Annotated in this window: 17 protein-coding genes; 6 read left to right on the top strand and 11 right to left on the bottom strand. The window is 64.4% G+C overall.

The window, feature by feature from the left end:
• Nucleotides 1–112 precede the first annotated feature (112 nt).
• From ruvA to BWP39_RS14055, 7 genes are all read right to left on the bottom strand, one after another.
• Nucleotides 113–694, bottom strand: a complete 582-nt coding sequence (ruvA, locus tag BWP39_RS14085; protein ID WP_096721097.1) for a Holliday junction branch migration protein RuvA — start codon at nt 692–694, stop codon at nt 113–115.
• A gap of 48 nt (nt 695–742) precedes the next feature.
• The gene (gene ruvC / locus BWP39_RS14080; protein WP_096721095.1) at nt 743–1,285 is read right to left on the bottom strand and encodes a crossover junction endodeoxyribonuclease RuvC; all 543 of its coding nucleotides are present in this window, start codon (nt 1,283–1,285) and stop codon (nt 743–745) included.
• Nucleotides 1,286–1,444: 159 nt separating this feature from the next.
• Nucleotides 1,445–3,010 carry a bifunctional phosphoribosylaminoimidazolecarboxamide formyltransferase/IMP cyclohydrolase gene (purH, locus tag BWP39_RS14075; RefSeq protein WP_096721093.1) on the bottom strand — a complete coding sequence of 522 codons (1,566 nt, stop codon included), beginning with the start codon at nt 3,008–3,010 and terminating at the stop codon, nt 1,445–1,447.
• Nucleotides 3,011–3,055: 45 nt separating this feature from the next.
• Nucleotides 3,056–3,289: a Fis family transcriptional regulator gene (locus tag BWP39_RS14070; RefSeq protein ID WP_091009940.1), complete on the bottom strand. Its 234-nt coding sequence runs from the start codon at nt 3,287–3,289 to the stop codon at nt 3,056–3,058.
• Nucleotides 3,286–4,350 carry a tRNA dihydrouridine synthase DusB gene (gene dusB / locus BWP39_RS14065; protein ID WP_096721091.1) on the bottom strand — a complete coding sequence of 355 codons (1,065 nt, stop codon included), beginning with the start codon at nt 4,348–4,350 and terminating at the stop codon, nt 3,286–3,288. The genes BWP39_RS14070 and dusB overlap by 4 nt, the downstream gene beginning before the upstream one ends.
• Before the next feature lie 197 nt (nt 4,351–4,547).
• Nucleotides 4,548–5,762, bottom strand: coding sequence for a UbiH/UbiF/VisC/COQ6 family ubiquinone biosynthesis hydroxylase (locus tag BWP39_RS14060; RefSeq protein WP_096721089.1), 1,215 nt, complete (start codon nt 5,760–5,762; stop codon nt 4,548–4,550).
• Nucleotides 5,759–7,198 (bottom strand): aminopeptidase P N-terminal domain-containing protein, encoded by a 1,440-nt coding sequence (locus BWP39_RS14055; RefSeq protein ID WP_096721087.1) that lies wholly within the window; start codon nt 7,196–7,198, stop codon nt 5,759–5,761. The genes BWP39_RS14060 and BWP39_RS14055 overlap by 4 nt, the downstream gene beginning before the upstream one ends.
• A 237-nt stretch (nt 7,199–7,435) precedes the next feature.
• Here BWP39_RS14055 and BWP39_RS32095 point away from each other — a divergent pair, with 237 nt between their 5' ends.
• The 3 genes from BWP39_RS32095 (at nt 7,436) to BWP39_RS14040 (ending at nt 10,871) form a co-directional block, all read left to right on the top strand.
• Entirely contained in the window at nt 7,436–7,951 is a 516-nt protein-coding gene (locus BWP39_RS32095; protein ID WP_096721085.1) for an NUDIX hydrolase, read from the top strand.
• The gene (gene mnmA, locus BWP39_RS14045) at nt 7,948–9,093 is read left to right on the top strand and encodes a tRNA 2-thiouridine(34) synthase MnmA (protein WP_096721083.1); all 1,146 of its coding nucleotides are present in this window, start codon (nt 7,948–7,950) and stop codon (nt 9,091–9,093) included. Before BWP39_RS32095 ends, mnmA begins: the two co-directional genes overlap by 4 nt.
• A gap of 167 nt (nt 9,094–9,260) precedes the next feature.
• Nucleotides 9,261–10,871 carry an FMN-binding glutamate synthase family protein gene (locus tag BWP39_RS14040; protein WP_096721081.1) on the top strand — a complete coding sequence of 537 codons (1,611 nt, stop codon included), beginning with the start codon at nt 9,261–9,263 and terminating at the stop codon, nt 10,869–10,871.
• A 121-nt stretch (nt 10,872–10,992) separates the two neighbouring features.
• Here BWP39_RS14040 and BWP39_RS14035 read toward each other — a convergent pair whose 3' ends face one another.
• The gene (locus BWP39_RS14035; protein ID WP_096721079.1) at nt 10,993–11,604 is read right to left on the bottom strand and encodes a glutathione S-transferase N-terminal domain-containing protein; all 612 of its coding nucleotides are present in this window, start codon (nt 11,602–11,604) and stop codon (nt 10,993–10,995) included.
• Between the two features lie 354 nt (nt 11,605–11,958).
• On the opposite strand from BWP39_RS14035, the gene BWP39_RS14030 reads away from it, so the two are divergent.
• Genes BWP39_RS14030 through BWP39_RS14020 form a run of 3 tightly spaced genes read left to right on the top strand, consistent with a single transcriptional unit; the run spans nt 11,959 to nt 14,892 of the window.
• Nucleotides 11,959–13,101 (top strand): Re/Si-specific NAD(P)(+) transhydrogenase subunit alpha, encoded by a 1,143-nt coding sequence (locus BWP39_RS14030; protein WP_096721077.1) that lies wholly within the window; start codon nt 11,959–11,961, stop codon nt 13,099–13,101.
• A gap of 12 nt (nt 13,102–13,113) precedes the next feature.
• Nucleotides 13,114–13,440 carry an NAD(P) transhydrogenase subunit alpha gene (locus BWP39_RS14025; protein ID WP_091009957.1) on the top strand — a complete coding sequence of 109 codons (327 nt, stop codon included), beginning with the start codon at nt 13,114–13,116 and terminating at the stop codon, nt 13,438–13,440.
• On the top strand, nt 13,441–14,892 hold the full coding sequence (locus tag BWP39_RS14020; RefSeq protein ID WP_096721075.1) for an NAD(P)(+) transhydrogenase (Re/Si-specific) subunit beta: 1,452 nt from the start codon (nt 13,441–13,443) through the stop codon (nt 14,890–14,892).
• Nucleotides 14,893–14,910: 18 nt separating this feature from the next.
• On the opposite strand, the gene BWP39_RS14015 is transcribed toward BWP39_RS14020, so the two are convergent.
• The 3 genes from BWP39_RS14015 to BWP39_RS14005 all read right to left on the bottom strand — a co-directional run bounded on the left by BWP39_RS14015 (nt 14,911) and on the right by BWP39_RS14005 (nt 17,606).
• Nucleotides 14,911–15,609 (bottom strand): helix-turn-helix transcriptional regulator, encoded by a 699-nt coding sequence (locus BWP39_RS14015; protein WP_096721072.1) that lies wholly within the window; start codon nt 15,607–15,609, stop codon nt 14,911–14,913.
• Between the two features lie 70 nt (nt 15,610–15,679).
• Nucleotides 15,680–16,102 carry a VOC family protein gene (locus BWP39_RS14010; protein ID WP_096721070.1) on the bottom strand — a complete coding sequence of 141 codons (423 nt, stop codon included), beginning with the start codon at nt 16,100–16,102 and terminating at the stop codon, nt 15,680–15,682.
• Nucleotides 16,103–16,271: 169 nt separating this feature from the next.
• Nucleotides 16,272–17,606, bottom strand: coding sequence for a THUMP domain-containing class I SAM-dependent RNA methyltransferase (locus BWP39_RS14005; RefSeq protein WP_096721068.1), 1,335 nt, complete (start codon nt 17,604–17,606; stop codon nt 16,272–16,274).
• Nucleotides 17,607–17,684 lie beyond the last annotated feature (78 nt).

Genomic DNA, 17,684 nt, shown 5'->3' with positions numbered 1-17,684 from the left:
CTATCGCAAACCCGGCCAACCCGCTAACCAGGCCAACCCGGTCGATCGGTCAGGGTGTGGGCCGCGCGGCGGCATGTGAAGCTCTATCCACGGCACGCGGCGAAGCCGGATGTCAGACTTTCGAGAGTGCCTTCAGCGCCAGTTTGATGCCGTCGGAAACCCCGGTGCCGGCCGGCACGTTCTTGATTGCAGCCAGCGCTTCCTTCTCGGAGTAACCCAACGACAGCAGTGCATTCAGGATATCGGGCGCGTGGCCGGAAGCCGATGCCGCACTCGCCATCGCGCCGAGATCCGCACCGAGCTTGCCCTTCAGTTCGAGCAGCAGGCGCTCGGCGGTTTTCTTGCCGATTCCCGGTACGCGTGTCAGGCGCGCCGCGTCCTGCAGCGTGACGGTTTGCGACAGCTCGTGCACGCTCATGCCCGACAGCACGGCCAGCGCCATCCGCGCACCGATGCCGCTGATCTTCAGCAGTTCGCGAAACGTGGTGCGCTCCGGCACGGTCGCAAAACCGTACAGCAGATGCGCGTCTTCGCGCACGATCAGCTGGGTGAGCAGCACTACGCGCTCGCCGGTGGAGGGCAGGTTGTAGAACGTGCTCATCGGCACGTCGATTTCGTAGCCGACGCCGTTGCAGTCGACCAGCAGGTGGGGCGGATTTTTTTCCAGCAGGACGCCGGCAATGCGACCGATCATGGCGGGTTCAACCGAATGAGAAAGCGCGAGTGTAGCGCAGCGCGCAGGTTAGCCGACAAGGCGCCCGCGCCGCACGCGCAGGCCTTTTTTGGCAAGCGCGGGCGCGAGGCCGCCGAGCGTGCTCAATGCAGTGCCGCTGTGCGCGTGGCAGATCGCCATGCCGAGTGCGTCGGCGGCGTCGGTGCCCGGCAGGCCCGACAGGTTCAGCAGGCGCACGACCATGTGCTGCATCTGTTCCTTGGTTGCGCGGCCGTAACCGACCACAGCCTGCTTCAACTGCAGTGCCGTGTATTCGGCCACCGGCACGCCGCCCGCCACGAGCCCGCAGATCGCCGCGCCGCGCGCCTGGCCGAGCAGCAGGGTGGACTGTGGATTGACGTTCACGAAGACTTTTTCGATCGCGGATTGATCCGGCGCGTGCTGGCGGATCAGCGTTGAGATGCCCTCGAAGATCGTACCGAGGCGCGACGGCAGGTCCGCGTCCGACGTCTTGATGACGCCGCTCGCGACATACGCGAGCTGATGGCCCGACTTGTCGATGATGCCGAAGCCGGTCACGCGCAAACCTGGATCGATGCCGAGAATTCTCATGAAATACGCTGGGGAAGGACTGCTTGCGATACTACAACGAATCGCATGAAAAACGGCCAGCAGGGCGTGTAGCCCGGCCGGCCGTGTTCGCCGTCCCATTCGCGCAGGGTAGGTGGCTACCCGTGCATGGACGCGTTCGGTGCTGACTCAGTTACGTCGTCAATGACGGAAATGCCGCACACCCGTCAAAACCATCGCGATGCCGTGTTCATCGGCGGCGGCGATCACTTCATCGTCGCGCATCGAACCGCCCGGCTGGATCACGCACGTCGCGCCCGCGTTGACCACGACGTCGAGACCGTCGCGGAACGGGAAGAACGCATCCGACGCAACCGCCGAGCCGCCCAGCGACAACCCTGCGTTCTGCGCCTTGATGCTCGCGATCCGCGCCGAATCGACACGACTCATCTGGCCAGCGCCGACGCCAAGCGTCATGCCATTGCCGCAGAACACGATCGCGTTCGACTTCACATACTTCGCGACGCGCCAGGCGAACAGCAGATCGTCCGTTTCCTTCGGAGTAGGCTGGCGCTTCGTCACCACGCGCAGCTCGTCCGGTTGCACGTTGCGCGCATCGAGCGATTGCACGAGCAGGCCACCGCCCACACGCTTCAGGTCGAACGCGTTGTGGCCGTCGCCGAGTGCGATTTCGAGCAGACGCACGTTCTGCTTTGCAGCGAACACCTGCTTTGCCGCTGCGCTGAAAGCGGGCGCAATCAGCACTTCGACAAACTGCTTCGCCACGGCTTGCGCGGCCGCTTCGTCGACTTCGCGATTGAACGCGATGATTCCGCCGAATGCCGAAGTCGGATCCGTCTGCAGCGCCTTCAGATACGCTTCGTGCGCACCTGCGGCGACTGCGACGCCGCACGGATTCGCGTGCTTGACGATCACGCACGCGGGCACGTCGAAGGTCTTCACGCACTCCCATGCCGCGTCGGAATCGGCGATGTTGTTGTACGACAGTTCCTTGCCCTGCAACTGGTGGTAGTTCGCGAGTGCGCCCGCCGGTGCTGCGAGGTCGCGGTAGAACGCCGCGCCCTGATGCGGGTTTTCGCCGTAGCGCAGGTCCTGCACCTTGTCGAACGCGAGGTTCAGCGTGGCCGGGTAGGCGTTGCGCGACTTGTGTTGCAGTTCGTCGGTGAGACTTGTCAGGTAGTTCGTGATCGCGCCGTCGTATTGCGCGGTGTGCGCGAATACTTTCGTGGCGAGCCGGAAGTTGGTCGCATAACTCACCGCGTTCGCGTTCGCGCGCATTTCGTCGAGCACCGTCGCGTAGTCGACCGGATCAACCACGACGGTCACGTCGCGATGATTCTTCGCAGCCGAACGCAGCATGGTCGGCCCGCCGATGTCGATGTTCTCGATCGCGTCTTCCAGCGAGCACTCTTCCTTCGACACCGTCTGCACGAACGGGTACAGGTTCACGACGAGCAGGTCGATGGTGGGGATGCCGTGTTTGTCGAGCGCTGCCATGTGCTCCGGCAGATCGCGACGCGCGAGGATGCCGCCGTGCACCTTCGGATGCAGCGTCTTCACACGGCCGTCGAGCATTTCCGGGAAGCCGGTGTAGTCGGCGACCTCAGTCACCGCGAGGCCGGCATCCGCGAGCAGTTTCGCCGTGCCGCCCGTCGACAGGAGCTTGACACCGAGAGCGGACAGCGACTTCGCAAAGTCGACGATGCCGGACTTGTCGGAAACGGAGATGAGCGCTTGCTTGATCATGATGGGGACGGGGAGCCGAAAAGGGACGAGGCGGGGCGCGCGACGCTACAGCAGGCCGTGCTGTTGCAGCTTCTTGCGCAGCGTATTGCGGTTGATGCCGAGATACTCGGCGGCGAGCGACTGGTTGCCGCCCGCCTGCTGGAGTACCACCTCGAGCATCGGTTTTTCGACGCACGCCATCACCATTTCATAGACGTCGTGCGGATTGGAGCCGTCGAGATCCTGGAAGTACATCCCCAGGCTATCGCGGACACATTGTTCGATGTTGTGCTTGCTCATGCTGCCAGTCGGTCGGTATGGTCCGGCTCGCCGTCGTTGTTCACGTCGTCGTCGACGTACACGAGCCGCTCGGAAAGCGCGCTCTGTGCGTCGAAAAATTCGTTGACGGCGAGCAGTTGTTCGCGCGTCGTGTCCAGCGTATTCATGCGATGCCGGAACACGTTGGCGCCAGAAAGGCCGCGAGTGTACCAGCCGATGTGCTTGCGCGCAGTACGGACACCGGTGAATTCACCGTAAAACGCGTAGTGATCTTCAAGATGCTCGTTCATGATCTGCTGGATTTCGACCACGCGCGGCGCCGGCAACAGCTCGCCGGTACGCAGGTAATGCTCGATTTCGCGGAACAGCCACGGGCGCCCCTGGGCCGCGCGGCCGATCATGATGGCGTCCGCGCCGGTGGCGGCCAGTACGTCACGTGCTTTCTGCGGCGTCGAGATATCGCCGTTCGCCACCACGGGAATGCGTGCCGCGGCCTTGACGGCGGCGATCGTGTCGTATTCGGCATCGCCGCGATACAGGTCGGCGCGCGTGCGGCCATGCACGGTCAACATCGAAATGCCGGCTTCTTCAGCGATGCGCGCGATGGTCAGCGCGTTGCGGTTGTCGCGATCCCAGCCAGTGCGGATTTTCAGCGTGACCGGCACGGCATCCGGGCCGATGCCCACCGCGTCGACCACTGCGGACACGATGCGCTGCACGAGCGGCTCGTTCTGCAGCAGCGCAGAGCCGGCCGCGACGTTGCACACCTTCTTCGCGGGGCAGCCCATGTTGATGTCGATGATCTGCGCGCCGTTCGCGACGTTGTAGCGGGCCGCTTCGGCCATCATGGCCGGATCGGCCCCGGCGATCTGCACCGCGATCGGTTCGACCTCGCCGGCGTGATTTGCGCGGCGCATGGTTTTCTCGCTCTTCCACAGCTGCGCATTCGACGCGACCATCTCCGATACCGCATAGCCCGCGCCCAGCCGCTTGCAGAGCTGGCGGAACGGCCGGTCCGTCACGCCGGCCATCGGGGCGACGAACAGGTTGTTGCGCAGGTTGTGGGAGCCGAGAGTAGGCATCGGGCGAGTCGAAAAAGAGAGAACGCAAAAGCCGTCCGCGGTGCGGACGAATTGACAATTTGCGCGGGAAAACCGCCATTTTACCGTTAACGGATTCCTGGCAAACCCCTGGAGTCTGCTGTAACCCATTAAATCTTCTATGAAAGTGCCTGCGCTCATAGACCCACATCATGCGTGGGCTATGAGCGCTCGTGCGTTCAGCGGCGCTGGCCGAACATCATCTGACGGGCGAGTGCGGTCTTCACCGGCGGCGCGAATTCGAGCGCGGTGAGCGCGAGGCCGCGCAGCGTCGCGAACGGTGCGAAATCGACGGTAAAGACGCGGGCGAGCGTGTCGGTGGCGCGGATCGTGAGACGCCGGTCGAGCGCGCGACGCTGCGCGAAGGTGGCGAGCGCGAGCGGCGTCGCGCCGTGCAGCGACAACGCATCTGTAAGCGCGTGCGCATCGCGCAGACCGAGATTCAATCCCTGGCCCGCCACCGGATGCAGCGTCTGCGCCGCATTGCCCACCGCGACGATGCGGCCCTTGACGAGCGTATCGACTGCATTGAGTCCGAGCGGAAACGAAGCGCGGCCGGTGATTTGCGTGAAACGTCCCATGCGGTCGCCGAATGCCGTACCGAGTTCGCGTAGAAACGCATCGTCGGGCAACTGTGCGCGGCGTGCGGCCAGTTCCGGTGCACAGCACCAGACGAGCGCGAATTCCGCGCCGCGCGCGCCACCGATTGGCAGCAGCGCGATCGGCCCTTCCGGCGTGAAGCGTTCCCACGCGACGTGTGGCTGCGGCGCCGAGACGCTAACGGTACCGACAAGTGCGGTCTGCCCGTAGTCGCGCGAGTTGCCGCTGTCGGCGTCGCGTGCTCCCTGTTCGTGGAACAAACCGCCTTCGGCATTCACGAGAATACGGGTGCGCAAGTTGCGCGAGCCGTGCGCGTCGGTGACGGGCAGCGTGATGCCGTCGTCTTCCTGCACCGGCGTTTGCGCGGCGGTGGACGTGAGCCAATGCACCGCGGTCGGCCGGACCGCATCGGCGAGCGCGCCGACAATCGAGCCATAGCGCAGCACATAACCGAGCGCGGGCAGATCGTGTTCCTTGTGATCGATCAGCGTGCGCCCGAAGTGACCGCGCTGCGATACGTGAATGCGCTGGATCGCGGTGGCATCGTCGGGCCAGCGCAGCGGCTCGAGAATCATCCGGCTGCCGTGCGAGACGGCAATCGCGCGCGGATCGGAGCGTGCGTGTTCCGGTTCGCGTGCATCGATGAGCGCCACCGACAACGCCTGTGTCGCGCTACGCCGCGCCAGCCAGCCCGCGAGCGCGAGACCGACCGGACCAGCGCCGACGATTGTCACGTCGTAATCGAATGGGGCGCTGGCCGTGGCGGAAGAGGGTGCTGCGGACACTTCGCTCATGGCTGCTGGTGGTTAGCACCCGCCGCGGCGCGCGCTTCCTGCATCAGCGCTTCGATTTCATCGGCGGTGACGGGGACGTCGCGCGTGAGCAGCTCGCAGCCGTCGGCGGTGACGACTGCGTCGTCTTCGATGCGGATGCCGATGTTCCAGTATTGCTCGGGGACATCGTCGGCGGGGCGGATATAGAGACCGGGTTCGATGGTCAGTGCCATCGACGGCTGCAGCGTGCGCCATGGCAGCGCACCCTGTTCATCGCGTTCGGCGCCGCGCTCGCGATAGTCGCCGCAATCGTGCACGTCCATGCCGATCCAGTGGCTGGTGCGGTGCATGTAGAAGCGCGCATACGCGCGTTCGGTGATCACGTCGTCAACGGTTGCATAGCGCTGACGATCGACGATGCCGGTGTCGAGCAACCCTTGCGCGAGCACCCGCACGGCAGCCTGATGCGGCGCGTCGAAGGTGACGCCGGGGCGCGTTGCGGCGACGGCAGCCTGCTGCGCGGCGAGCACGATGTCGTACAGCTCGCGCTGCGCGGGCGAAAACCGGCCGCTGGCGGGGAACGTGCGCGTGATGTCCGACGCATAGCCGTCGAGTTCACACGCGGCGTCGATCAGGATCAGGTCGCCGTCCCGCGCGATTGTGTTGCCCGCGGCGTAATGCAGCACGCACGCGTTCGCACCGGCCGCGACGATCGAGCCGTACGCGGGCGCCTGCGCGCCGTAGCGGCGGAACGTATAGAGCAGTTCGGCTTCGAGTTCGTATTCGCGCACACCGGGGCGGCATACCGCCATCGCGCGGCGATGCGCGAGCGCGGAGATCTGCCCGGCGCGACGCATGATCGCGAGTTCGTGAGCATCCTTGAAGAGCCGCATGTCGTCGAGCAGCGGCAGCAGGTCGTGTGCGCTGACCGGTGCCGCGGTTCCGCTGCGGCTCTGCGCGCGCACCGTGTCGAGCCAGCCGCGCACCTTCGTGTCGAGTTCCGCCGAGGTGCCGAGTGCGTAGTGCAGCGCGGGTTTGTCGGCGAGGATGCGGGGCAGTTCGGTATCGATGTCGTCGATGGCGAATGCTGCGTCGAAGCCGAAAGTTTCGCGTGCGCCTTCAGGGCCGAAGCGGAAACCTTCCCAGATCTCGCGCTCGACATTTTTTGCGCGGCAGAACAGGATTGCTGCCGGTTCGCCTGGCTGTGCGCTTGCGTCGAGAACGAGCGTCGCTTGCGGTTCGGTGAAGCCGGTCAGGTAGTAGAAATAGCTGTCGTGGCGGTATGGGTACTCGGCGTCGCGGTTGCGGATCGCCTCGGGTGCGGTCGGCACGAGGGCCACGCCGCCGCCTTGTGCTCGGAGTGCGGCAAGGACGCGCTCGCGGCGGGCGCGATAGAGGTCGATAGCCGGGGGGGCGGCGGGCGTCGTGTCGCCCTGGAGTTCGGTGAGATTGTTCATCGTGCGATTGTAGCGCTCTATGTGGAGGTCGTTCAGGGTGCCGCTGCATGCGGGCGGCAGTGTCTGTTCTTGCCGTGCCGCCGCCTGTGCAGGCAAACAAGAACCAGCCGCGAGGCGCCAACAAGAAGCCCCCGGCCCAGCCAAACAAGAACCCGCCGCCAGGCCCCCCCGGCAGGGACAAACAGCAAAAACCCCGCCCCCTGAGCCAAACCCCCAAACCCTGTAAAATACGCCCCCATGGAAACATGGGCCCCCCACGTCACAGTCGCCGCCGTCATCGAGCGCGATGGCCGCTTCCTGCTGGTCGAGGAACATACGCCCGCCGGGCTGCGGCTCAACCAGCCAGCCGGCCATCTCGAAGCAGGCGAAACGCTGGTAGAAGCAGCATCCCGAGAAACGCTAGAAGAATCGGCGCATCCGTTCGCGCCCGACGCACTGGTTGGCATCTACATGACGCATTTCGAGCCGACGGCAGGCAGCAAAGGCAGCAGCGACAGCACAGGCACCACCTACCTGCGCTTCACCTTCTGCGGGCAGGCTGCAGAAGCGCTGGATGAACGAGCCCTCGATCCGGACATCGTCCGCACCCTGTGGATGACCGCCGACGAGCTCCGCGCCTGTCCCGAACGGCATCGCACGCCGCTCGTGATGCGCTGCGTCGACGACTACCTCGCGGGCCGGCGTTTTCCGCTCGATCTCGTCCACACGCACGCGGTCGCGCCCTCCGCATCAAGCAAGTCAGGCAACCCATGAGCAAGCAGAAAGTCGTAGTAGGTATGTCAGGCGGCGTCGATTCGTCGGTCACCGCGTGGCTGCTCAAGGAGCAGGGGTACGACGTCGTCGGTCTCTTCATGAAGAACTGGGAAGATGACGACGACAGCGAATACTGCTCGACCCGTGAAGACTGGATCGACGTCGTTTCGGTCGCCGACCTGATCGGCATCGATGTCGAAGCCGTCAACTTCGCCGCCGAATACAAGGACCGTGTATTCGCCGAATTCCTACGCGAGTACTCGGCCGGCCGCACCCCGAACCCCGATGTGCTCTGCAACGCGGAAATCAAGTTCAAGGCGTTCCTCGATCACGCGATGTCGCTCGGTGCGGAAACCATCGCAACCGGCCACTACGCGCGCGTGCGCGAAATCGACGGTCGCCATGAGCTGCTTAAAGCGAAGGACCTCACGAAAGACCAGTCGTACTTCCTGCATCGTCTGAACCAGGCGCAGTTATCGCGCACGATGTTCCCGCTCGGCGAAATCCCGAAGACGAAGGTCCGTGAGATCGCCGAGCAGATCGGTCTGCCGAACGCAAAGAAGAAAGATTCCACAGGCATCTGCTTCATCGGCGAACGGCCGTTCCGCGATTTCCTGAACCGCTATCTGCCGACCCAACCCGGCCCGATGAAGACCCCCGACGGCGAGCTGGTCGGCGAGCACATCGGTCTTGCGTTCTATACGTTCGGCCAGCGCAAGGGCATCGGTCTCGGCGGCAGCCGGGATGGCAGCGGCGAGCCGTGGTTCGTCGCCGGCAAGGACATGGCGTCGAACACGCTGTACGTCGTGCAGGGCCACGACCATCCGTGGCTGCTGAGCCGTACGCTCGTCGCCGGCAACACGAGCTGGGTGGCGGGCCATGCGCCCGCGGAAGGTTTCGCGTGCGGCGCCAAGACGCGTTACCGCCAGGCCGACGCAGCTTGTACGTTCGATGCCGCGGACGATAGCGGCCGCACCTTCGAACTGCATTTCGACGATCCGCAGTGGGCTGTCACACCGGGGCAATCCGCGGTGCTCTACGATGGCGATGTTTGTCTTGGCGGCGGCATCATCGAGCACGCAACCACGGCGCAACCCGCTGTGCGCCGGCCGCAGCAAGCCGCGCTATTGACGGCGCGCTGAGCTTCGGGAAGTTTCGTGCGCGGCAGCTTGGCGGCGTACCGCGCGCATCTGCGGTACGCTGCACCTTCACAACAAAATGAGCAGTCGTTCGTCCCACCCCGCAACGGATCCCTGCCGTACCCGAACCTGACGATCCCGCCGCGGGGACTCACTGCAACGGAGCCCCCATGTTTTATCGACGCTATCTGGCCATGTGGTGCGCGGTGCTACTGGTCGTCGCCTGCGGGGCGCTTGCCTCGCTGCATCACCTGTCGTGGTTCTGGATCATCGTGCCCGTGCTGCTGGTCGGGCTCGGCATCTTCGATCTGACGCAAGAGCACCACGCGATCCTGCGCAATTACCCGCTGTGGGGCCACTTCCGCTTCATGTTCGAGTTCATTCGTCCGGAGATCCGTCAGTACTTCATCGAGGACGACACCGACGAAAAACCGTTCTCGCGCGCACAGCGCAGCATCGTCTATCAGCGCTCGAAGAACGAAGTCGACAGCCGTCCGTATGGCACTGAACTCGATGTGAAAGCAACCGGTCACGAATGGATCAGCCATTCGCTTGCGCCGACCAAAATCGACGGGCACGATTTTCGTATCCTGGTCGGCGAGACACGCGAGCAACCGTACTCGCTGTCGATCTTCAACGTGTCCGCGATGAGCTTCGGTTCGCTGTCGGCGAACGCGATCATGGCGCTGAACCTCGGTGCGAAGAAAGGTAATTTCGCGCACGACACGGGTGAAGGTTCGATGTCGAAGTATCACCGCGAGCACGGCGGCGACATCATCTGGGAAATCGCGTCGGGTTACTTTGGTTGCCGTAACGACGACGGCAGTTTCAACCCCGATAAATTCGCGAAGCAGGCGCACGAGCCGCAGGTGAAGATGATCGAGGTGAAGCTCTCGCAAGGCGCGAAGCCCGGGCATGGCGGTGTGCTGCCGGCCGCGAAGATCACCCCCGAAATCGCCGAAACGCGTGGCGTGCCGATGGGACGCGATTGCATCTCGCCCGCTACCCACTCAGAGTTTTCGACACCGCGCGGATTACTCGAATTCGTCGAGCGACTACGGCGTCTGTCCGGCGGCAAGCCGACTGGCTTCAAGCTGTGTATCGGCCATCCGTGGGAATTCTTCGGCATCGCGAAGGCCATGCTGGAAACAGGCATCCTGCCGGACTTCATTGTCGTCGACGGCGCGGAAGGCGGTACCGGTGCGGCGCCACTCGAATTCACCGATCACATCGGCGTGCCGCTGCAAGAAGGGCTGTTGCTCGTGCATAACACGCTCGTCGGCGCGGGTTTGCGCGATCGTATCCGGATCGGCGCGAGCGGCAAGATGATCACCGCCTTCGATATCGCCAAGACGCTGGCGATCGGCGCGGACTGGGTCAACGCGGCGCGCGGCTTCATGTTTGCGGTCGGTTGCATTCAGGCGCAGACCTGCCATACGGGCCGCTGTCCGACCGGCGTCGCGACGCAAGACCCGGTGCGTCAGCGCGCGGTCGTCGTGCCCGACAAGTCGGACCGCGTGTTCAGCTTCCATCACAACACGCTGCATGCCTTGCAGGAAATCATTCAGGCGGCGGGCTTGCATCACCCGTCGGACCTGCGTGCGCATCACATCGTGCGGCGCGTGTCGTCTCACGAAGTGCGTCTGATGTCCGATCTGCTCAAGTATCTCGAGCCGAACGATCTGATCAACGGCAATTACCGGTTCTCGCTCTACGAGAAGTGGTGGCCGGTGGCGCGCAGCGATTCGTTTGCGCCGGCGCTTGAAACTGCGGCGGCCTGAGCGTTAATCCGGCAGCACGGGAAAATCGCCTGCGGCGTTGAGTTCGCCGCAGGCGGTTTTTCCCGCACAGCGATGAGTCGGCCGCAGCGTGACCGCAACGGCCACGCTCGCGGCGACGGCTTCAATCTGACGGAAAGGTATCGACGAACGACGGCCGCTGCGTCAGTTTCTGAAAGTGTTTGTCGAGATTCGGATGCGCTTCGCGCCAGTTGATCTCGGGCATCCGGAAGTCCAGATAACCGAGCGCGCAACCGAGCGCGATGTCCGCCAGCGTGTAGTGATTGCCGGCGCACCACGTCTTGCTGCCGAGCCCCTGCGTCATCGCAATCAGACCTTCATCGATCTTGCGCTGCTGGCGTACAAGCCACGCGTCGTCGCGACGGTCGGCAGGACGCAGCACATTTTCAAGGCGGATCAACACCGCGGCTTCGAGTATCCCGTCCGCGAGCGCCTCCCAGCAGCGCACTTCGACACGTTCCCTACCCGACTGCGGAATCAGCTTGCCGACCGGCGACAGCGTATCGACGTACTCGCAGATCACACGCGAATCGAACACGGCCTCGCCGTCTTCCATGATCAGGCACGGCACCTTGCCGATCGGATTGAAGGTGTGAATGGTGGTGTCCGGCGCCCAGACGTTCTCGAGCACCAGCTTGTAGTCGATCTTCTTTTCGGCGAGTACGATCCGCGCCTTGCGGACAAACGGGCTCGCCAGCGAACCGATGAGTTTCATCACATCTGCCTTTTATGGAATCCGGCGAAAGTATACGTTGGATATCGGTCGTCCAGACAACGGCGGGCGATCTTCCGGAAGCACGTCCGCGGGAGCTGTGGGCGGATTGCAACATTGCCGCAACGCGGGCGGCCTGGCCAGACGGCCGGACGGCCAGTCCGTACGGAGAAAAAATAAAGCCGACGGAGAGGTAAAAGCCAAACCCAGCCGATTGGCATAAACCCCATGCCAATACAAACCCCAGGCTGCCAGCCGGCACGGGAATTTCGGTTAAAGTGGACACCCGTAGCCGTTGCACCAGCAAGCCGGCGGGCCTCGTCGGCAATTCACAGGAAGGTCGAGGAGGATTCAACGATGCACATCGGAGTGCCAGCCGAGACGCGCGCGCATGAAACCCGCGTCGCCGCGACGCCCGAGACCGTGAAGAAATACGTCGCGCAGGGCCATCGGGTCACGGTTCAGAGCGGTGCCGGTAACGGCGCCAGCTTTCCCGACGAAGCCTTTACCGCTGCCGGCGCCGAGATCGTCGATGTAGCCGCCGCATTCGGCGCCGATCTCGTCCTCAAGGTCCAGTCCCCCACCGAAGCCGAACTCCCGCAGCTCAAACGCGGCGCCGTACTCGTCGGCATGCTCGATCCGTTCAATGCCGACAACGCCGCGAAACTCGCTGCGGCCGGCGTGACTGCGTTCGCGCTCGAAGCCGCGCCGCGTACCACGCGTGCGCAAAGCCTCGATGTGCTGTCGTCGCAGGCGAACATCGCGGGTTATAAGGCCGTGTTGCTCGCCGCCACGCTGTATCCGCGCTTCATGCCGATGCTGATGACTGCCGCAGGCACCGTGAAGGCCGCCCGCGTGCTGATTCTCGGTGCGGGCGTCGCGGGTCTGCAGGCGATCGCTACGGCAAAGCGCCTCGGCTCGGTGATCGAAGCATCGGACGTGCGCCCGGCCGTGAAAGAGCAGATCGAATCGCTTGGTGCGAAATTCCTCGATGTGCCGTATGAAACCGACGAGGAGCGCGATGCCGCGCAAGGCGTCGGTGGCTATGCGCGGCCGATGCCGCCAAGCTGGCTCACGCGCCAGTCCGCACTCGTCCACGAACGCGCAAAGCAGGCCGACATCGTCATCAGCACCGCGTTGATCCCAGGGCGTCCCGCACCGACACTGATCTCCGTCGAAACCGTGCAAGCGATGAAGCCCGGCTCCGTGCTCGTCGATCTCGCGGCCGGCCGCGGCGCGGAGTACGAAGGCCGGCGCGGCGGCAACTGTCCACTTACCGAAGCGGACCAGGTCGTGACGAAGCACGGCGTGCAGATCGTCGGCTATACGAACCTGGCATCGATGGTCGCCGCCGATGCATCGTCGCTCTACGCACGCAACCTGCTCGATTTCCTGAAGCTAATCGTCACGAAAGAAGGCACCCTGAACATCGATCTCGCGGACGACATCGTCGCGGCCACGCTGCTGGCTCGCGACGGCGCCGTCACGCGCAAACCATAAAGAGGAGCGGCGATGGAAGTCATCAACCACACCGTGATCGACCTGATCATCTTCGTGCTGGCAATCTACGTCGGCTATCACGTCGTCTGGAACGTGACACCGGCCCTGCACACCCCGCTGATGGCCGTAACCAACGCGATCTCTGCGATCGTGATCGTCGGTGCGATGCTCGCGGCCGGGCTCACGATCGGCGGGCCTGGCAAGTTCTTCGGCACGCTGGCGGTGCTGCTCGCGGCTGTCAACGTGTTCGGCGGTTTCCTTGTCACCCGGCGCATGCTCGAGATGTTCCGCAAGAAGGAACCGAAGAAGCTCGCCAGTGCGGCCAAGGAGGGTGCGTAAATGAGTATCGACGTCGTTACGCTGCTGTACCTCGTCGCATCGGTGTGTTTCATCCAGGCGCTCAAGGGGCTGTCGAATCCGAAGAGCGCGCGCGCCGGTAATGTGTTCGGCATGACGGGGATGGCGATCGCGATCCTCACCACCGTTGCGCTGATCGTCAAACAGGCCTCGGTGCTCGGTTCGAACCTCACGCTCGGGCTGTCGCTGCTGCTGGGCGCGCTGGTAGTAGGCGGGGCGATTGGTGCGTTCGTCGCGGCACGCGTCGAGATGACGAAGATGCCGGAACTCGTCGCGGCGATGCACTCGCTGATCGGTCTCGCCGCGGTCTGTATCGCGTATGCGGTGGTCTGCGAGCCGGCCGCGTTCGGGATCGGTATCGAGGATGCGCCCTATGCCGGCTTCCTGCCGTACGGCAACCGGATCGAACTGTTCATCGGGACGTTCGTTGGCGCGATCACGTTCAGCGGCTCGGTGATTGCGTTCGGCAAGCTGTCGGGCAAGTACAAGTTCCGGCTGTTCCAGGGCGCGCCGGTCGTCTACGCGGGGCAGCATCTGCTGAACCTGATGCTCGCGATCGCGATGCTCGGCTTCGGCGTGATCTTCTTCCTGACGCAGGCCTGGTTGCCGTTCATCATCATGACGGTGATCGCGTTCGCGCTCGGGGTGCTGATCATCATCCCGATCGGCGGCGCGGATATGCCGGTGGTCGTGTCGATGCTCAACTCGTACTCGGGCTGGGCGGCGGCGGGGATCGGCTTCTCGCTGAACAACCCGATGCTGATCATCGCAGGGTCGCTGGTCGGCTCGTCGGGGGCGATCCTGTCGTACATCATGTGTCACGCGATGAACCGCTCGTTCTTCAACGTGCTGCTGGGCGGCTTCGGCGCCGAACCGGGCGCGGTGGCGGCGGGTGCGCAGGAGCAACGCCCAGTGAAGTCCGGTTCCGCCGACGATGCATCGTTCATGCTCGGCAACGCCGAAACCGTCGTGATCGTGCCGGGTTACGGACTTGCCGTGGCACGCGCGCAGCATGCGCTGAAGGAACTCACCGACAAGCTGATCGCGAAGGGCATTGATGTGCGTTACGCGATCCATCCGGTGGCGGGGCGCATGCCGGGGCACATGAACGTGCTGCTCGCCGAAGCCGAAGTGCCGTACGACCTGGTGTTCGAGATGGAGGACATCAACAGCGAGTTCGGCCAGGTCGATGTGGTGCTCGTGCTCGGCGCGAACGACGTGGTGAATCCGGCCGCGAAGAACGATCCAAAGTCGCCGATCGCGGGCATGCCGATCATCGAGGCGTACAAGGCGCGCACGGTGATCGTCAATAAACGATCAATGGCCGCGGGCTACGCGGGCCTCGACAACGACCTGTTCTATATGGAGAAGACGATGATGGTCTTCGGCGATGCGAAGAAGGTCATCGAGGATATGGTCAAGGCGGTGGAGTGAAGAGGTACGTGCGGCACGTCAGCGTATCACCGGCTCGTTCGGTGCGTTGATGTGCCGCAGATAATCAGCGAGACGCCGGCCGCTCATGTCCGGAAAGGTCTCGTGCAGCGCCACGCCGCCCATACGGGCGATGTCGAAATTGCGAAAGTCTTCGCGCAGTTCGCACCACGCGCCGACCATCCAGCGTCCACCCAGATAGATGAGCCCGAGCGGCCACACGCGCCGTTCCGTGTGCGCACCGAGCCGGTCGCGATACGGGAAGCTCACCACGTGACGCGAATCGACCGCGCGATGCAGCGCATCCACCTTCACGAAAAATTCCTGATCGACATGAAACGACGGCGCGAACACCGCGAGGCGTTCGAGTGCGGCGCGTTTGTCGGCGGGCATTGCGGAGGCGATCTTCGCGAGCGCACTGCGTGCGCCGCCTGCGAAGCTCGCACCGCCCCATGATTCGAGCATCCGCGCGCCGGCGGCGAGCGCGGCGAGTTCGTCGGCGGTAAACGTAAGTGGCGGCAGACTCGCCGCACGGCTGAGCCGATAGCCGATGCCCGCTTCACCTTCGATCGGTACGCCCGATAACTGCAGGTCGTGGACATCGCGATAGACGGTGCGCAGCGAGATGCCGAGCCAGTCGGCAAGCTGCTGCGCCGTAGTCAGGCGGCGGCCGCGCAGCAATTCGGCGATCTGGAACAGGCGGTCGGCGCGACGCGTCATCGGGAGGACAGGAGCGAGTGAACAGTGCTCCGATGATAGCGCCACGCCGGGCCCTGCAACCAACGCTTCTTCAGGCCAGTTTCAGCGAATGCAGGCCGACGCGGTTGCCTTCGGTATCGATGAAAAAGCCGACGTAGCCGAAGTTGTTCGGCAGCTCGATCGCCATGCCGTCCTTCTTGCCGCCCGCGCGCTCGACGCGCTCGAGTGCTTCCCGCACCGAGGGCTCCGCGTTCAGATACACGAGCACGCCATCCGAAACGGGTTTGATTTCGCGCGGGTTGTAGACGATGCAGCCGCCCGTTGCGCTTTCTTCGTGGCCGAATATGGCCATCGGTACGCCGCCCATCACTTCGCGTTGCAGCTGCGTGTCGAGCGCGGCCTCATAGAAGCGCGTCGCACGATTGAAGTCGGTGGACGGGATTTCGAACCAGGCGATGACGCGGCTCGCGGTGGCTGTTGCTACTGCCGTTTCTGTTGCGGTGACGGTTGACATGACTCTCTCCGGTAGATCGCTGTGGGCCACGGACGGCGTCGACGACACCGGATGGCATGGAGAGGAGTGTGCGACCGGGCTACTGCCAGCGTGCTGTCAGTAGCCTCGGCGTCTTGGAGCAGAAAGTGAGCCGTGCATCGGGCGATGCAACGGCCCCATGACGCGGTTTTCAGTCCGCAGGCGTGTCGCTGGCCGGGCGTTGCCGCACGCTGCCGGCGATCAGATCGAAGCGGAACAACCGGCATTCGAGCGCGCCGTTGAAGAGCGGCGTTTTGGTCGACTCGCGCAACCGCAACTGGCCGGGCAGCTTGCGATCGGAGGTCAGGATGAACGCGTGCCAGCCGGTGAAGCGCTGCTTCAGCGAGTCACCGAGCGCCTTGAAAAACTCGCTGTCTGGCGGTGCGTCGGTGTGGACGCGGCGAAAGCCGTCGTCGTCACGGGAATCGCGGGTATCACGTGCTTCGCGCGAATCACGGTCTTCGCGCCGGTCACGCCCGGTTTCGCGGACTTCACCGCGCGGGCCGCGGCCGCGCACTTCGATCCGTTCGCCATACGGCGGATTCGCGACGAGGATGCCCGGCGTCGCGACCGGCGCGCTCATGCCGCGCGCGTCGACCTGCTTGAGCACGATGCTGGGCAAGCCTGCACGCTGAAAATTCGCGCGGGCCTTGTCGAGCATGTCCCCAGAGATGTCGCTGCCGAAAATCTGCAGATCCTTGCGCGATGACGCGGCCGCCTTCTTTGCATCGAGCGCGGCGGCCTTCAGGCCTTGCCACACGCTCCGGTCGTACTGGCGCAGTTTCTCGAAGCCAAAGCGGCGCTCCGAACCGGGCGCGACGTTCAGTGCCACCTGCGCGGCTTCCGCGAGGAACGTGCCGCTGCCGCACATCGGATCGTAAAGCGGCGTACCGGGCGTCCAGCCGGTTAGACGCAGGATGCCTGCGGCGAGGTTCTCGCGCAGTGGCGCCGCGCCCTTGTCGAGCCGCCAGCCGCGCTTGAACAGCGGTTCGCCGGAGGTATCGAGGTACAGCGTGCAATCGGTGGCGGTAAGGAAAGCGAAGACGCGCACGTCGGGCGCGGCAGTGTCGACGTTCGGCCGTTCGCCGCTCACTTCGCGCAGGCGGTCGCAGATGGCGTCCTTGACCCGTAGCGTCGCGAATTCGAGGCTACGCAGCGTCGACTTGATCGCCGTCACGTCGACGCGCAGCGTTTCGTTTGCGGAGAACCACTGCTCCCAGCGCTGTTCGAGCGCGAGCGCGTAGATGTCCTGTTCGCTGCGGTACGGCTGGTGTGCGAGCTTCAGCAGCACGCGGCTCGCGAGGCGCGAATGCAGGTTCGCCGCCATGCCCGCGGCCCAGCCCCCGCGGAAGTGCACGCCGCCCGGCACCTGGGCGCCGGCCGTGAAAGGCGCGCCGTTCAGGTGGCGTGCGGCGATCTCGGCGAGTTCGGCGGCAAGCGCGGCTTCAAGGCCGCGCGGGCAGGGGAGGAAAAATTCGAAGGACATTGAGCGTGCCGGGAGGCGTTGAATAAGGCGCTATTGTACGCGGTCGGGGTGGGCGGGCCGGGTGCGTGCCAGGTATGC

The sequence above is a fragment of the Paraburkholderia acidicola genome, from assembly GCF_002362315.1.
Classification (GTDB): domain Bacteria; phylum Pseudomonadota; class Gammaproteobacteria; order Burkholderiales; family Burkholderiaceae; genus Paraburkholderia; species Paraburkholderia acidicola.
This window is presented reverse-complemented; position numbering and strand designations above follow the sequence as displayed.

Excerpts from the sequence above, each read along its gene's own strand:
- ruvA (WP_096721097.1), bottom strand. The coding sequence starts at position 694 with ATGATCGGTCGCATTGCCGGCGTCCTGCTGGAAAAAAATCCGCCCCAC.
- ruvC (WP_096721095.1), bottom strand. The coding sequence starts at position 1,285 with ATGAGAATTCTCGGCATCGATCCAGGTTTGCGCGTGACCGGCTTCGGC.
- purH (WP_096721093.1), bottom strand. The coding sequence starts at position 3,010 with ATGATCAAGCAAGCGCTCATCTCCGTTTCCGACAAGTCCGGCATCGTC.
- BWP39_RS14070 (WP_091009940.1), bottom strand. The coding sequence starts at position 3,289 with ATGAGCAAGCACAACATCGAACAATGTGTCCGCGATAGCCTGGGGATG.
- dusB (WP_096721091.1), bottom strand. The coding sequence starts at position 4,350 with ATGCCTACTCTCGGCTCCCACAACCTGCGCAACAACCTGTTCGTCGCC.
- BWP39_RS14060 (WP_096721089.1), bottom strand. The coding sequence starts at position 5,762 with ATGAGCGAAGTGTCCGCAGCACCCTCTTCCGCCACGGCCAGCGCCCCA.
- BWP39_RS14055 (WP_096721087.1), bottom strand. The coding sequence starts at position 7,198 with ATGAACAATCTCACCGAACTCCAGGGCGACACGACGCCCGCCGCCCCC.
- BWP39_RS32095 (WP_096721085.1), top strand. The coding sequence starts at position 7,436 with ATGGAAACATGGGCCCCCCACGTCACAGTCGCCGCCGTCATCGAGCGC.
- mnmA (WP_096721083.1), top strand. The coding sequence starts at position 7,948 with ATGAGCAAGCAGAAAGTCGTAGTAGGTATGTCAGGCGGCGTCGATTCG.
- BWP39_RS14040 (WP_096721081.1), top strand. The coding sequence starts at position 9,261 with ATGTTTTATCGACGCTATCTGGCCATGTGGTGCGCGGTGCTACTGGTC.
- BWP39_RS14035 (WP_096721079.1), bottom strand. The coding sequence starts at position 11,604 with ATGAAACTCATCGGTTCGCTGGCGAGCCCGTTTGTCCGCAAGGCGCGG.
- BWP39_RS14030 (WP_096721077.1), top strand. The coding sequence starts at position 11,959 with ATGCACATCGGAGTGCCAGCCGAGACGCGCGCGCATGAAACCCGCGTC.
- BWP39_RS14025 (WP_091009957.1), top strand. The coding sequence starts at position 13,114 with ATGGAAGTCATCAACCACACCGTGATCGACCTGATCATCTTCGTGCTG.
- BWP39_RS14020 (WP_096721075.1), top strand. The coding sequence starts at position 13,441 with ATGAGTATCGACGTCGTTACGCTGCTGTACCTCGTCGCATCGGTGTGT.
- BWP39_RS14015 (WP_096721072.1), bottom strand. The coding sequence starts at position 15,609 with ATGACGCGTCGCGCCGACCGCCTGTTCCAGATCGCCGAATTGCTGCGC.
- BWP39_RS14010 (WP_096721070.1), bottom strand. The coding sequence starts at position 16,102 with ATGTCAACCGTCACCGCAACAGAAACGGCAGTAGCAACAGCCACCGCG.
- BWP39_RS14005 (WP_096721068.1), bottom strand. The coding sequence starts at position 17,606 with ATGTCCTTCGAATTTTTCCTCCCCTGCCCGCGCGGCCTTGAAGCCGCG.